The organism is Rhizobium sp. PK7-22, assembly GCF_056530405.1.
The window spans coordinates 2,349,979-2,364,406 of the sequence record NZ_CP096514.1 but is presented as its reverse complement, the minus strand read 5'-3'; the positions used below and the strand labels follow the sequence as shown (position 1 = coordinate 2,364,406).

The following is a 14,428-nucleotide window of genomic DNA, read 5'->3' as shown; positions in this document are numbered from 1 at the left end:
GGTCCATGATCTGTCATCCACAATGAAGGAGACAGACATGAAAACCATTCTCATCACCGGCTGCTCGTCCGGCTTCGGCCTCGAAATCGCGAAGTTCTTCCTCGACAAGGGTTGGCGGGTGGTCGCGACGATGCGCACGCCGCGGAACGACATCCTCCCCGCCTCCGCCAATCTGAAGGTTCTGGCGCTGGACGTGCGCGACGCCGAGAGCATCCGCGTCGCCGTCGAAGCGGCCGGTCCGATCGACGTCCTGGTGAACAATGCCGGCATCGGCTGGATGAACGCGGTGGAAGGGACGCCGATGGAGACCGTGCGGGACGTCTTCGAGACGAACACCTTCGGCACGATCGCCATGATGCAGGCGGTGCTGCCGCAGATGCGCGAACGCCGGGCGGGCGTCATCGTCAACGTCACCTCCAGCGTGACGCTGAAGCCGCTGCCGCTTCTGTCCGCCTATACCGCCAGCAAAGCGGCCGTGAACGCTTTCACGGAGTCCATGGCGCTGGAACTCGAGCCGTTCAACGTGAGGGTCCGGGTGGTTCTGCCGGGACGGGCGCCGCAGACCAGCTTCGGCGACACGGCGCGGGCCCGCATCCAGGGGCAAGGCGGATTTCCGGCGGCCTATTCCGACTTTGTGGCCGGTGTCTTCGCACCCCAAGAGCAGTCATCGGATGCACCGGTCACCCAATCGGCCGACGTGGTGGCAGCCGTCTGGCAGGCGGCTACCGATGCCGCTTCGCGCATGCGGATCCCCGCCGGCGCGGATGCTGTGGCACTGGCAGAGTAAGGCCGGCGCCGGCCAAGGGAGCCGCCGGCCCTAGCGGTCGTGCATGCCCTTGCCGGCCAGGATACGGTCGCGGCTCTTCGCGATGCGCGACTGGCGCGTGGCGGGCTGCTTCGGCTGAGAGAAATGGAGGATGTAGCCGCGTCGGCGGCCGGGCGTCAGGGCGTCGAAGGCGGTCTGCAGATCAGGATCGTCCTCGAGCGCCGCCACCAGCTCCTCGGGGTAGGCCAGATCGTCCTTCGGCAGATCGACCCGGGCTCCGACCACCTCGAGCTGCATTGCTTCGCGGAGATAGTCGCGGATCGATGCTTCCGTTTCGATGATCTGCGAGAGCGCCGTGAAGCGCATAACGCGCGAGGAGCGTGAGTTCTCGCCGGGCGCCACGAGAAGCCCGGCTGGATCCTTGAGGAGGACGCCCTTGAAGAAGCCGAGTGTGGCGCTGTCCTTGAAGCCCCAGAGGAGCGCGACATTGCCGCCATCGACCGTGTAGCAGGGCGAGCTCCACTTGAACTCTTCCGTCAGGCCACAGTCGAGGAGGATGGACCGAAGCGCGTCGAGCTCAGCCTGCCATCGGTCTTGTTGCGCAAAGAAGGCTTCGATCCTGCCAGCATCATCCATGGTGACCTCCACGTCTGACGCCACATGTAACGCGATCGCCGCCGATCCTTCAACAGGATCGACGTGCGTGGCGCAGACCGGGCGCGGTTACCGCTCCCAGTCTTCCTTTTCCGGCTTCTGGCCGTTGCCGAGCTTGCGCTCCAGCTCGACGGCCTGGCCGTCCGAGAGGCGGACGTCGAGTTCGACGGCTCCATCCTCGAGGTCTTCGCGGCCATCGACGATGGCGTTCTCGTAGACCCAGGAGACCAGCGCCAGCTTGTCGGCCGGAATCGTGATCGTCGCCTCGGTGAGGACGCCGGAGAGGCGCCTGGAGATCTCTTCCATCAGCGGTTCGACGCCCTCGCCGCTGACGGCGGAGACGGCCATGATGTCATCGCGACCATGGGCGCGCTCAATGAGCGCATCATGGGCTTCCGGGTCGAGCCGGTCGATCTTGTTCCAGACCTCGATGATGCGCTTCTCGCGCTCCTTCTCGTCGATGCCGAGATCGGTGAGGATGCGCAGCACGTCGCCGGACTGGGCGGCATTGTCGGGGTCGGACATGTCGCGGACATGCAGGATCAGGTCGGCCTCCAGCACCTCTTCCAGCGTGGCGCGGAAGGCGGCCACGAGGTGGGTCGGCAGGTTGGAGATGAAGCCGACGGTATCGGAGAGGATGACGGTGCGGCCATGCGGCAGCTTCATCCGGCGCAGCGTCGGGTCGAGCGTTGCAAACAGCATGTCCTCGGCCAGCACGCCGGCACCGGTGATGCGGTTAAAGAGCGTCGACTTGCCGGCGTTGGTGTAGCCGACGAGCGCCACGATCGGATGCGGCACCTTGCGGCGCTTGGCGCGATGCAGCTGGCGGGTGCGCACCACCTGCTCGAGCTCGCGCTCCAGCTTGACGATGCGGTCCTGCAGCAGCCGACGGTCGGCCTCGATCTGGGTTTCGCCGGGGCCGCCCATGAAGCCTGCACCGCCGCGCTGGCGTTCCAGGTGGGTCCAGCTGCGCACGAGTCGGCCCTTCTGGTAGTTCAGATGCGCCAGATCGACCTGCAGCGTGCCTTCCTTGGTGGAGGCACGGCGGCCGAAGATCTCGAGGATGAGGCCCGTCCGGTCGATGACCTTGGCGTTCCATTCCTTCTCGAGGTTGCGCTGCTGCACGGGGGTCAGCGGGTGGTCGACGATGACGAGGCCGGCGTCGTGCTCGTCGAGCAGCGCCTTGATCTCCTCGATCTTGCCGCTGCCCAACAGGGTCCCGGGCTTCGGCTGGGCGACCGGCACGACCAGGCCCTGCACGATCGTCAGGTCGATCGCCCGGGCAAGGCCGATGGCCTCCTCGAGACGCGCCTCGTCGGACCGCTGCGGCGACGGGGATGCGGAATCGGCCTGTGCCGAGCGGGCGGAACGGCCCTGCTTGAGGACCGGCACCATGACGACGGCACGCATGTCGTCCCGGTGACGCTCGGTCTCCGGGATCATCGATTCATTGGAAGTATCGCGATTTGAAATCTGTAGTTGTCCTGTTATGCGGCGGTTTCTTCGCTCTCGAACATCTGCATCGGCTGGCCGGGCATGATGGTGGAGATGGCGTGCTTATACACGAGTTGCGAATGTCCGTCACGGCGAAGAAGGACACAGAAGTTGTCGAAGGAGGTCACGACACCTGTGAGCTTCACCCCGTTGATCAGGAAAATAGTCAGGGAAATCTTCTGTTTGCGGACTGTATTGAGAAATAAGTCCTGCAGGTTCTGAGAACGTTCCGCCATGGCGCCGCTTCTTTCTATTTTGCCGGCCGTCGGCCGGATCATGATCTAGCTGTCAAGAGATGATTGGGAAGCGCCCTCGTGCTTCCCTCCCCTAAAACTTCGTTATCAAATCGCCGTGTTTTCCGCAACGTGCAAAAAGGCACTCCTAAAGTTCAGCGTCGTCCCGTTGTCTTAGAAATACTGAATGGAGACGCGGAACATCTGCTCGACGTTCTTGACCGCCTCAGCGGTGGAGAACAGCACGACCCGGTCCTTGGCCTTGATCTTCGTATCGCCGCTGGGGCGGATCACCGCGCCATCGCGGTAGATGGCGCCGATGCGGATGCCGTCGGGCAGTTCGAGGTCGCGGAACGGGCGTCCGACGAGCGGCGAGGTTTCCAGCGCCTCGGCCTCGATCACCTCCGCGGACCCCTGCTGTACCGCATAGACGGAGCGGATGCGGCCCTTGCGCACGTGCTGCAGGACGCGCGAGATGGTGACGGCGCGCGGGTTGATCTGGGCGTCGATGCCGAGCGACTTGGTGACGTTGTTGAGCGAGGAGCTGTTGATCAGCACGAGGTTCGACTTGCAGCCGAGCGATTTGGCCATGACCGCGCCAAGGATGTTGATCTGGTCGCTGTTGGTAAGCGTCACCATCAGGTCGGCGTCCTGGACATCGGCCTGCAGGAGGATGTTCTGGTCGAGCGCCGATCCGTGCAGGACGACGGTATTGCGCAGCTGCTCGGAGACGGCAACCGCCTTCTCGCGATCGGTCTCGATGATCTTCAGCCGGGTCTTCGGCTGGTGCTCCTCGATGGTGCGGGCGACGAAATGGCCGATGTTGCCACCGCCGGCGATGATGATGCGGCGGGCCTCCTGCTCCTCGTGGCCGAAGAGACCGAGGGTGCGGCGTACGTGTTCGCGCTGGCAGATGACATAGGCGAGATCGCCCGCATGCAGCTGGTCGCCGGAATGGGCGACCGAGAGGTGGCCATCACGGAAGATGCCGACGACGGTCGCCATCAGGTCCGGGAAGAGCTGGCTCAGCTGATGCAGCGGCGTGTTGAGGACCGGGCAATCCTCCATGCATTCGATCGCCACCATGGCGATCGAGTCCTCGGCGAAGCGGACGATGTCGGTGGCGCCGGGGAAGGAGATGCGGCGCAGCACCATCTTGCCGACTTCGATCTCCGGCGAGATCGTCACGTCGATCGACATGTTCTGGCGGCTGAAGAGATCGGCATATTCCGGCTGCAGATAGGCCTGGGCGCGGATACGGGCAATCTTGGTGGGAACGTTAAAGAGGGCGTGGGCGACTTCGCAGGCGACGATGTTGACCTCGTCGTAGAGGGTCACGGCGATGATCATGTCCGCCTGCTCGGCGCCGGCCTTGGCCAAAACGTCCGGATGAGCGCCGTGGCCGACATAGCCGCGCACATCCAGCGATTCGGTGATGGCATTGATCAGCGAGGCGGACGTGTCGATGACGGAGACGTCGTTATCCTCCTGCGACAGGCGCTCGGCGATGCCGTAGCCCACCTGGCCTGCCCCGCAAATGATGACTTTCATGCTTGCTCTTTCGTCGGTAGCGTGAAGCGGCCAGGTCCTGCCGTTTTGCTATACGCCCAGGGACTTCAGTTTGCGGTGCAGCGCAGAGCGCTCCATACCAACGAATTCGGCCGTGCGCGAGATATTGCCGCCGAATCGATTGATCTGCGCAATCAGATAATCGCGCTCGAACATTTCGCGAGCCTCGCGCAGCGGCAGCGTCATGATGTGATAGTCGCCCTTGGTGGAGATCTTCGGCAGCATGTCGCCGAGATCGGGCGGCAGCATGTCGGCCGAGATCGACGTGTCGGGGCCGTCGGTGCGGGCGAGAATCATCAGCCGCTCGATGTTGTTGCGCAGCTGGCGGATATTGCCGGGCCAGTCGTGCGCCTGCAGCACGGCCATGGCGTCCTCGCCGATCTTGCGCGGCCGGATGCCGGCCTGCTCGGAGATCTGGCGCATGAACATGTCGACGAGGAAGGGGATGTCCTCGCGGCGCTCCGCCAGCGCCGGAACCTTGATCGGCACGACGGCCAGCCGGTGGTAGAGGTCTTCCCGGAAGATGCCTTCGGAGATCAGGTTCTCGAGGTTGTAGGCGGTCGAGGAGATGATCCGGACGTCGACCTTGACGCGCTTGGAGCCGCCGACGCGCTCGAACTGTTGGTCGACCAGCACGCGCAGGATCTTGTTCTGCGTCTCGCGCGGCATCTCGCCGACCTCGTCGAGATAGAGGATGCCGCGATGCGCCTCTTCCAGGGCACCGATCTTGCGTGCCTGGCCGGGCCCGCCTTCGGTTCCGAAGAGGGCAATCTCCATGCGGTCCGGGGTGATGGTGGCGGCGTTCAGCGCCACGAAGGGACCATTGGCACGCGACGACTTCTTGTGGATCATGCGCGCCACGAGTTCCTTGCCGCAGCCGGAAGGTCCCAGGATCATGATGCGGCTATTGGTGGGCGCCACCTTGTCGATGGTCTGGCGCAGCTGCGACACCGAGACCGAGGTGCCGACCAGCTCGACCGCGTCGCCTGTCCGCTTCTTCAGCTCCGTGACCTCGCGCTTCAGATTGGAATTCTCCAGCGCCCGTTCGGCAATCAGGATCAGTCGGTCGGCCTTGAACGGCTTCTCGATGAAATCGAAGGCGCCGCGCTTGATGGCGGAGACGGCCGTCTCGACGTTGCCGTGGCCGGAGATCATCACCACGGGAAGATCCGGGTGACGGCTCTTGAGCTCGTCGAGCAGAGCCAGCCCATCGAGCTTCGACCCCTGCATCCAGATGTCGAGAAAGACGAGGCGCGGCACCCGATCGGAAATGGCCGAGAGCGCGCTGTCGCTGTCATGGGCCATGCGGGTTTCATGCCCCTCGTCGGAGAGGATGCCGGAGACGATCTCGCGGATGTCGGTCTCGTCGTCAACGACCAGAATATCAGACGCCATATGCGAATTCCTTGTCTGTTTCTGTTCCGGCGCCGCCCACCTGCATCACCTGCGGCAGCAGCACCCTGATCATGGCGCCCCGGCCCTGATCGAATTCGGCAGGTGCGTCGTGGAGTTCGAGCTGCCCGCCGTGGTCTTCAATGATTTTCTTGACGATAGCGAGGCCAAGGCCGGTGCCTTTCTCGCGCATGGTCATATAGGGCTCGAGGATCCGGTGACGGTTCTCCGCCGGCAGGCCGCTGCCGTTGTCGATGATCTCGACGAGGAACAGATCGCGGCTGTGGTCGAAGCGGGCGCGGACCCAGACCTTGCGGTCGTCGCGCTCCTGATCGCTCGGCACCGCCTCGATGGCCTCGACGGCATTCTTGACGAGATTGCCGAAGGCCTGACCGAGCATGCGCGCATCGAACATGCCGATCAACGGCTCGTCGCCCAGATCGCGGATGAACTCGACGTGGCTCGTGCCCATTTCGCGCAGGAAGACAGCATCGCGGACGATATCGCGCAGGTCGGTCTCTTCCTTGGCGGGCTTCGGCATGCGGGCGAAGGAGGAGAATTCGTCGACCATCCGACCGATATCGCCGACCTGGCGCACGATCGTGTCGGTGCACTGGTCGAAGACGGCGCGATCGTCCTCGGCAATCTGCTTGCCATAGCGCCGCTTCAGACGTTCGGCGGAGAGCTGGATGGGCGTCAGCGGGTTCTTGATCTCATGGGCGATGCGGCGGGCGACATCGGCCCAGGCCGTCGAGCGCTGGGCGATCACCAGATCAGTGATGTCGTCGAGGGTGATGACATAGGAATCGCGTGAGGAGCCCTGCTCCTCGCGCGTCACCTGGACGCTCAGCGTGCGCTCCTTGCCCCCGCGCATCAGGTTCACATGCTTGCGGAAGTCGTTGCGGGCACGCGCCGCCGCTTCCGACAGCACCGCATCGATTTCGGGCACGACCTCCGACAGCTCACGGCCAATCAGCCGGTCCGCCGGCAGCCCGAGGAAGAGTTCCGCCGACGAGTTGACGATCGTGATATGCCGGTCGTCCTCGACGCCGATGACGGCTGCCGTGACGCCGGAGAGCACCGCCTCGATGAAGCGGCGGCGGTCATCCACCTCGTCCTTGGCCTCCAGGATCTCGTCACGCTGGCTGCGGATCTCCGAGATCATCTTGTTGAAGGTGCGCGACAGGTTGCCGACGTCGCCGTCGGCGGCGCGGACCGGCACCACCACATTGAGGTCACCCGTGGCGACGCTGTCGGCGGCGCTGATCAGCAGCCGGATCGGCCGGACGATACGGTCAGCGACGGCGATGGCCGTCCAGATTGCAGCCAGAAGAACGATAAGCGCAAAGCCGAGGTAAAGGATGGCAAAGGCCACCTGCAGCGACATGCGGCCGGCTTCCATCGCCTGATACTCGGCGGTGTTGTCTTCCATCAGCCGCATGGCGGCCATGACCTTCGGGTCGACCGCGCGGATGGTGTACAGGAAGGAGCCGGGAATGCCGTCGAGCTTGATGATGGCGCCGACGAGGTTGGTCACGCCCGGCGGAATGAGGGTCGGCTGACCGGCAGCGGCCTTCTGCAGCGCATCCTGCGGGATGGCCGGCAGCGGTCGTTCGGTGCTGATGTCCGCCTGCGCCACCGCCGCGCCGTCCCCCTGAACGAGGAAAGCACCCAGCATGCCGCGGCCGCGGGCCTGGCGGGTCATCAGGTCGACGAACCCCGTGCGATCCAGGTAGAACATCGCCCGATTTCGATCGAGGTCATTGGCCATGGAGACCGTCTGCCCCTGAAGGTAGCTGGCATTCTCCATCATGTAGGCCTGGGCCACATCCGTGGACGAGCTGACGATCGACTGCGTGCGGATCGAGAACCAGCGGTCCAGGCCTGCACTCAGCGTGATGCTGGCGAAGATGGCGACCAGAACCGCGGGCGTGATCGCGACGATCGAGAACAGCACCACGACCCGGATGTGAAGCCTGGCGGCCGCACGGCCGCGGTTGCGGGCCTTGAAAAGCCGCGTCACTTCGCGGCCGATCAGATACATCAGCCCGACGACGAAGATCGAATTGAGAACCGCCGAGGCGATGACAACCCGGCTCGTGGGTGCGATCGGCGTGAGGCCGACGAGAACGAACAGGGTGAGAATGGCGCAGACGAGCGCACCGCCGGCCAGCAGCAGGCCCGGCAGGGCGAATGACGCGCGCCGGTCCTGTACCATGCCATCGGGCTCGGCTTCAGCCGTGGGCGAGACTACGCCCTCGATCATCACATCACTCCCTGCCCGACATTCGCGGTCGTCCGCCTGCCCGAGACATCGCAAGACCATCCTCGAACGACAGGACTCGCGTCGGGCCTATGCGTTGCCACCAAGCAACGCTTTGTGGCGAAAATGCAACGATGGCCTCGGGAATGTCAAGGACCGTCAGGCGCTTCGGGAGCTGCGATACACAGAGACCCCGAGCTCCCGGATCTTCTTGCGCAGGGTGTTGCGGTTCAGGCCGAGGAGATCGGCGGCCTTGATCTGGTTGCCGCGGGTTGCGGTCAGGGCCGCGAGGATCAGCGGGTATTCCATCTCCCGCAGCACGCGGTCGTACAGACCGGAGGGCGGCAGGGCATCGCCGAAGCCTGCGAAGTAGCTGCGCATGTTCTCCTCCACCGCCTGGGCGATGGTCAGCGAACCGTTGCGCGCCGTCATCTTGTCGATCGGGCTGTCGGTGGATTCCGAGCGCAGCTCCGCCTCGATGATCTCGCGGGTGATGCCCTCCTGCGGGTAAAGCGCCATCAGACGACGCATCAGGTTTTCCAGCTCGCGCACGTTGCCCGGCCAGGCGTAGCCCTTCATCACCTCGAGCGCCTCGCCATCGAAGCGCTTGACGTCGAGCCCTTCCTTCTCGCCCATCTGCATGAAGTGGCGGACGAGATCGGGGATGTCCTCGGCGCGGTCGCGCAGCGGCGGCAGGCGCAGGGGCACGACGTTGAGGCGGTAATAGAGGTCTTCGCGGAAGAGGCCCTGGTTGATGGCCTGCTTCAGGTCCTTGTTGGTGGCCGCGACGATGCGCACGTCGGTGCGGATCGGCGTGCGACCGCCGACGGTGGTGTATTCGCCCTGCTGGAGCACGCGCAGGAGGCGCGTCTGGGCGTCCATCGGCATGTCGCCGATCTCGTCGAGGAAGAGCGTGCCGCCCTCGGCCTGCTCGAAGCGGCCGGTGGAACGGTTCTGGGCGCCGGTGAAGGCGCCCTTCTCGTGGCCGAAGAGTTCCGACTCGATCAGGTCACGCGGGATGGCGGCCATGTTGATGGCGACGAAGGGGCCGTTGCGGCGCTTGCCGTAGTCGTGCAGCGCGCGGGCAACCAGCTCCTTGCCGGTGCCCGACTCGCCGGTGATCATCAGCGTCAGATCGGTCTGCATCAGGCGGGCGAGGACGCGGTAGATCTCCTGCATCGCCGCCGAGCGGCCGACCAGCGGCATGCCGTCCTGGGTGTCGTCGTCGAGCCGCGCGGGCTTCTTCTTCGGCTCGGCCAGCGCCCGGCCGATGATGGCGATCAGCTCGGTGAGATCGAAGGGTTTCGGCAGATAGTCGTAGGCCCCCTTTTCCGAAGCCTTGATGGCGGTCATGAAGGTGTTCTGCGCGCTCATCACCAGCACCGGCAGATCGGGACGGGCCTTCTTGATGCGCGGCAGCAGATCGAAGGCATTCTCATCGGGCATGACCACATCGGTGACCACGAGGTCGCCCTCGCCCGCCGAAACCCAACGCCAGAGGGTGGCGGCATTGGAGGTGATCCGGACATCATAGCCTGCCCGCGTCAGCGCCTGGTTCAGCACCGTGCGGATGGCCGCGTCGTCGTCTGCGACTAGGATCGTGGCAGTCATATGGCTTTCCCTGTGATGATATGGGCCGTACCCGGTCCCTCGATGCTGGCGTCCTTGTGCATCGGCATCAGCACCCGGAAGATCGTGCGCCGGTTCTGGCTGTCGCATTCGACGATGCCGCCATGGGCGCCGATAATCTTGGCCACCAGCGCAAGACCAAGGCCGGAACCGTTCGTCTTGGTGGTGATGAACGGATCGAAGAGATTGGGCACGAGATCGGCCGGCACGCCGGGTCCGTTGTCGATGACGCAGAATTCCAGCGGCAGAGAGATCTTCTCCCGCGAGCCCGCCACCGAGAGGCGGATGCCTGGACGGTAGGCGGTGGTCAGCATGATTTCGCCATCCGGCTGGCCGCCGATCGCCTCGGCGGCGTTCTTGACGAGGTTCAGGAAGACCTGCACCAGCTGGTCGCGGTTGGCATAGACGGAGGGCAGCGAGGGGTCGTAGTTTTCCGAGATCCTGATGTCACGGCCAAAGCCCGCCTTGGCGATCGCCTTGACGTGGTCGAGCACCGAATGGATGTTGATCGGCAGACGATCGATGGGACGTTCGTCGGAGAAGACCTCCATGCGGTCGACCAGCGACACGATGCGGTCCGTCTCGTCGCAGATCAGGCGGGTCAGTGCCCGGTCCTCGTCCGGAACGACGGTCTCCAGCAGCTGTGCGGCGCCGCGGATGCCCGACAGCGGGTTCTTGATCTCGTGGGCCAGCATCGAGGCGAGGCCCGTCACGGAGCGCGCGGCGGCGCGATGCGTCAGCTGCCGGTCGATCTTGTCGGCCATCGAACGCTCCTGGAAGACAACGACGACGGAGCCGGGTTCGCTGACGACGGGTGCCACGTAGAGATCGACGAGCTTGTCCTGGCCGAGCCGCGGCGACGAGAGATCGACCCGATACTCGTTGACCGGCGCCCGGCGTTCGCGGACCTGGTCGATCAGGGCCAGCAGGGGGCTGCCGAAGGGGATGAGCGCGGAAATCTCGTGGCGCGCCAGCTGCGCGACGCTGACCCCGAAGAAGGATTCCGCCTCCCAGTTGGCGAAGATCACATGGCCGGCGGGATCGACGAGGATGACCGGGTTCTGCACCGAATTGAGGACGGCCAGGGCGAGCGCGTTATCGCCGACCGGAGACGGAGCCTTGGTCATGCTGCCTCCCTTGCGGCCAATGGAGCGGCGGTGATCGCCGCCATCATCCGGCGCATCACATCGTCGGGGTCGGTGGAGCGGAAAATTGCCGCCTTCGCGTCGGTCTCGAGGTCGGGCGCCAGCCGGTCGAGGTACCAGCCGAGATGCTTGCGGGCATGCCGCAGGCCGCCCTCGCGGCCGTAGAACTGCAGCATTGCCTCGTAATGTGTAGCGATGATCTCGCGTTGCGCCCTTGCGGAGGGGAGCGCATGTCCGGCCAGCGCGCCGGCATGCCAGGGCCTGCCCTGGGCGCCGCGGCCGACCATGACCGCATCGGCGCCGGAGCGAGAGAGGATCTCCCGGGCATCGTCGGGCGTGCAGACATCGCCATTGGCGATCAGCGGCACCGAGACGGCGTCCCGGACGCTACGGATGGCGTCCCAATCCGCTTTGCCCTCGTAGAACTGCATGCGGGTGCGGCCGTGGATGGTGATCAGCTGGACGCCGGCCTCTTGCGCCTGGCGAGCGATCTCGGGGGCATTGATGGAATTCTCGTCCCAGCCGAGGCGCATCTTCAGGGTCACCGGTACGTCGACGGCCTGCACCGTCGCCTCGATCAGCGACAGCGCCAGCTGCGGATCGCGCATCAGCGCCGAGCCGGAGTAGCCGCCCGTGACCTTCTTGGCCGGACAGCCCATGTTGATGTCGATGATGTCGGCACCGTTGTCGGCGGCGATCCGGGCGGCCTGCGCCATCCACTGGGCCTCGCGCCCCGCCAGCTGCACCATGTGGGGACCAAGCCCCGTGCGCTTCAGGCGCGCCCAGGATTCGCCCCGGCTCATCACGAGTTCGCGGCTGGCGATCATCTCGGTCACCACCAGGCCGGCGCCCCATGTCCAGGCGATCTCCCGGAAAGGGAGGTCGGTGACGCCCGACATCGGGGCCAGCACGACTCTGTTACGAATGGCAACCGGCCCAATGCTGAAAGGCGTGGCTAGGTGCGGAAGGGACAACTGATGATCTTTCGGGCACGTGAAATTAATGCATTATTTTTAGCCACACTTTCGGCGGATCACAAGAGCAATTGCACAGAAAGAAGATGGCAGGGCGCGGCTGGCAAAACGCCTTGTGATTCTATAGTGCTCCACTGTCAACTCCATGTGTCAAAACAGCTTTGGATCACAACCTCTTCATGCAGATTGCCATCGTCATCGTTGCGGCCGGCCGCGGAGAGCGGGCGGGATCCGCGGAAGGGCCCAAGCAATACCGGCCGATCGGCGGCCGGGCGGTCATCGCGCATACGCTGCAGGCCTTTCTGAACTGGCCGCAGAGCGGGCCGATCGTGGCCGTCATCCATCCCGATGACGCGGCGCTGTTTGCCGGTGCGATCGCCGGTCTTGCGGGCGCGGAGCGGGTGACGACGGCCTTGGGTGGCGCCACGCGCCAGCAGTCGGTGCTTGCGGGGCTGGAGGCGCTTTCCGGCAGCGGCGCAACGCATGTGATGATCCACGACGGCGCGCGGCCCTTCGTCGATCACGCGATGCTCGACCGGATCGCCGAGCGGCTTGCCGCCGGCGACGATGCGGTGCTGCCGACGCTCGCCGTCACCGACACGCTGAAGCGCGGTGCAGAAGGGCTGGTTGCGGAGACGGTGTCGCGCGACGGGCTGTTTGCGGCGCAGACACCCCAGAGCTTTCGGCTTTCAGGCCTGCTCGACGCGCACCGACGTGCCGCGGCCGAAGGCCGTGACGGATTTACCGACGACTGCTCGATCGCCGAATGGGCCGGGATGCCGGTGCGGCTGGTCGAGGGATCGCCGGACAATGTGAAACTGACAGTGAGACGGGACATCACCATGGCTGACGAGCGACTTTCCGGCACCGCCCTCCCCGACGTGCGCACCGGCAACGGCTATGACGTGCACCAGTTGGAGCCCGGCGACGGGGTGACGCTCTGTGGCGTCTTCATTCCCCACGACCAGAGGCTCAAGGGCCATTCGGACGCGGATGTGGCGCTGCACGCGCTGACGGACGCGCTGCTCGCCACCTGCGGCGCCGGCGATATCGGCGACCACTTCCCGCCGTCCGATCCGCAGTGGAAGGGCGCGGCCTCGCGCATCTTCCTGGCGAAGGCCGGGGAGATCGTCCGCGCCCATGGGGGCACGATCATGAACGCCGACGTCTCGCTGATCGCGGAGGCGCCCAAGATGGGACCGCATCGCCTGGAGATGCGCGAAAAGATGGCGGAGATCCTGCAGATTGCGCTGGAGCGCTGCTCGGTAAAAGCCACGACGAACGAGACCATCGGCTTCGTCGGCCGCCGCGAGGGCATTGCCGCCATCGCCACGGCGACGGTCGTCTACCAGGGCCGCCCGTCGTGAGCCTGTTTCCGGCCGAGATCGAGGCGCAGGCGGCCGAAATCATCGCCTTCTTCAAGGAACGGGGGCTGATGCTGTCGACGGCGGAATCCTGCACCGGCGGTCTGATCGCCGGCGTGCTGACGGAAATTGCCGGCTCCTCCGCCGTCGTCGACCGCGGCTTCGTCACCTATACCAATCAGGCGAAGGTGGACCTGCTCGGCGTCCTGCCGGCGACGCTCGACCAGTTCGGGGCGGTATCGCGGGAGACGGCGCTGCAGATGGTCCGCGGCGCCTTGTACCGCTCGAATGCGGATGTGGCCGTCGCCGTGACGGGCATCGCCGGGCCGGGTGGCGGATCGCCGGAGAAGCCGGTCGGGCTCGTGCATCTGGCGGCAGCGTCGCGATCGGGACGGATGATCCATCGCGAGATGCGCTATGGCGTGATCGGACGCAGCGCGGTGCGGCTTGCGACTGTCGGCACCGCGCTCGAGATGCTGATGGAGGCGGCTCAGGCTTCGGCGTAGATCTTGTCGGCGCGCTTCTCGAAGGCTTCCGCGAAGGTGCGGAAGGCGCGATCGAACATCGAGCCCATCAGGGCGCCGAGGATCCGGCTCTTGAACTCGTAGTCGATGAAGAAATCGACCACCGAACCATCCGGCGCCGGCTGAAAGCGCCAGCGGTTGTCGAGATACTTGAACGGCCCCTCGATGTATTTGACGTCGATTGCCAGCTCCGCGGGATTGAGCAGCACCTGCGTGGTGAAGGTCTCCCGAATAGCCTTGTAGCCAACGGTCATGTCGGCAATCAGCAAGACCTTGCCGTCCCGCTCCGTACGCGAGCGGATGGTCAGCGCCTCGCAGAGCGGCAGATATTGCGGATATTTCTCAATGTCGGCCACCAGATCATACATCTGATGGGGCGAATGCTTGACGGGGCGGTGAGTCTCAAACTTTGGCATAGCCG

Annotated in this window: 13 protein-coding genes; 3 read left to right on the top strand and 10 right to left on the bottom strand. The window is 65.0% G+C overall.

Annotated elements, in window-relative coordinates; genetic code table 11:
• The first annotated feature begins 37 nt into the window (after positions 1–37).
• Positions 38–787, top strand: coding sequence for an SDR family oxidoreductase (locus tag M1E10_RS16310; RefSeq protein ID WP_499173869.1), 750 nt, complete (start codon positions 38–40; stop codon positions 785–787).
• Between the two features lie 30 nt (positions 788–817).
• Here the strand turns inward: M1E10_RS16310 and M1E10_RS16305 are convergent, their stop codons facing one another.
• The 9 genes from M1E10_RS16305 to dusB form a co-directional block, all read right to left on the bottom strand.
• Positions 818–1,402, bottom strand: a complete 585-nt coding sequence (locus M1E10_RS16305; RefSeq protein ID WP_499173868.1) for a YdeI/OmpD-associated family protein — start codon at positions 1,400–1,402, stop codon at positions 818–820.
• A gap of 87 nt (positions 1,403–1,489) precedes the next feature.
• Entirely contained in the window at positions 1,490–2,863 is a 1,374-nt protein-coding gene (gene hflX / locus M1E10_RS16300; RefSeq protein WP_499173867.1) for an HflX GTPase family protein, read from the bottom strand.
• Positions 2,864–2,907: 44 nt separating this feature from the next.
• Positions 2,908–3,150, bottom strand: a complete 243-nt coding sequence (gene hfq, locus M1E10_RS16295) for an RNA chaperone Hfq (protein WP_029620765.1) — start codon at positions 3,148–3,150, stop codon at positions 2,908–2,910.
• 171 nt (positions 3,151–3,321) lie between these two features.
• On the bottom strand, positions 3,322–4,698 hold the full coding sequence (trkA, locus tag M1E10_RS16290; RefSeq protein WP_499173866.1) for a Trk system potassium transport protein TrkA: 1,377 nt from the start codon (positions 4,696–4,698) through the stop codon (positions 3,322–3,324).
• 48 nt (positions 4,699–4,746) lie between these two features.
• Positions 4,747–6,111 (bottom strand): sigma-54-dependent transcriptional regulator, encoded by a 1,365-nt coding sequence (gene ntrX / locus M1E10_RS16285; RefSeq protein WP_499173865.1) that lies wholly within the window; start codon positions 6,109–6,111, stop codon positions 4,747–4,749.
• Complete coding sequence (locus tag M1E10_RS16280; protein WP_499173864.1) at positions 6,101–8,374, bottom strand: sensor histidine kinase NtrY-like; 2,274 nt, start codon at positions 8,372–8,374, stop codon at positions 6,101–6,103. The genes ntrX and M1E10_RS16280 overlap by 11 nt, the downstream gene beginning before the upstream one ends.
• A gap of 156 nt (positions 8,375–8,530) precedes the next feature.
• On the bottom strand, positions 8,531–9,982 hold the full coding sequence (gene ntrC / locus M1E10_RS16275; protein ID WP_499173863.1) for a nitrogen regulation protein NR(I): 1,452 nt from the start codon (positions 9,980–9,982) through the stop codon (positions 8,531–8,533).
• Positions 9,979–11,127, bottom strand: coding sequence for a two-component system sensor histidine kinase NtrB (locus M1E10_RS16270; protein ID WP_499173862.1), 1,149 nt, complete (start codon positions 11,125–11,127; stop codon positions 9,979–9,981). The genes ntrC and M1E10_RS16270 overlap by 4 nt, the downstream gene beginning before the upstream one ends.
• Positions 11,124–12,149, bottom strand: a complete 1,026-nt coding sequence (dusB, locus tag M1E10_RS16265) for a tRNA dihydrouridine synthase (RefSeq protein ID WP_499177204.1) — start codon at positions 12,147–12,149, stop codon at positions 11,124–11,126. The genes M1E10_RS16270 and dusB overlap by 4 nt, the downstream gene beginning before the upstream one ends.
• A 149-nt stretch (positions 12,150–12,298) precedes the next feature.
• On the opposite strand from dusB, the gene M1E10_RS16260 reads away from it, so the two are divergent.
• Positions 12,299–13,486, top strand: coding sequence for a bifunctional 2-C-methyl-D-erythritol 4-phosphate cytidylyltransferase IspD/2-C-methyl-D-erythritol 2,4-cyclodiphosphate synthase IspF (locus M1E10_RS16260; protein WP_499173861.1), 1,188 nt, complete (start codon positions 12,299–12,301; stop codon positions 13,484–13,486).
• Positions 13,483–13,989 carry a CinA family protein gene (locus tag M1E10_RS16255; protein WP_499173860.1) on the top strand — a complete coding sequence of 169 codons (507 nt, stop codon included), beginning with the start codon at positions 13,483–13,485 and terminating at the stop codon, positions 13,987–13,989. Before M1E10_RS16260 ends, M1E10_RS16255 begins: the two co-directional genes overlap by 4 nt.
• On the opposite strand, the gene M1E10_RS16250 is transcribed toward M1E10_RS16255, so the two are convergent.
• Entirely contained in the window at positions 13,974–14,423 is a 450-nt protein-coding gene (locus M1E10_RS16250; protein ID WP_499173859.1) for a type II toxin-antitoxin system RatA family toxin, read from the bottom strand. The two genes, M1E10_RS16255 and M1E10_RS16250, sit on opposite strands and share 16 nt — an antisense overlap.
• Positions 14,424–14,428 lie beyond the last annotated feature (5 nt).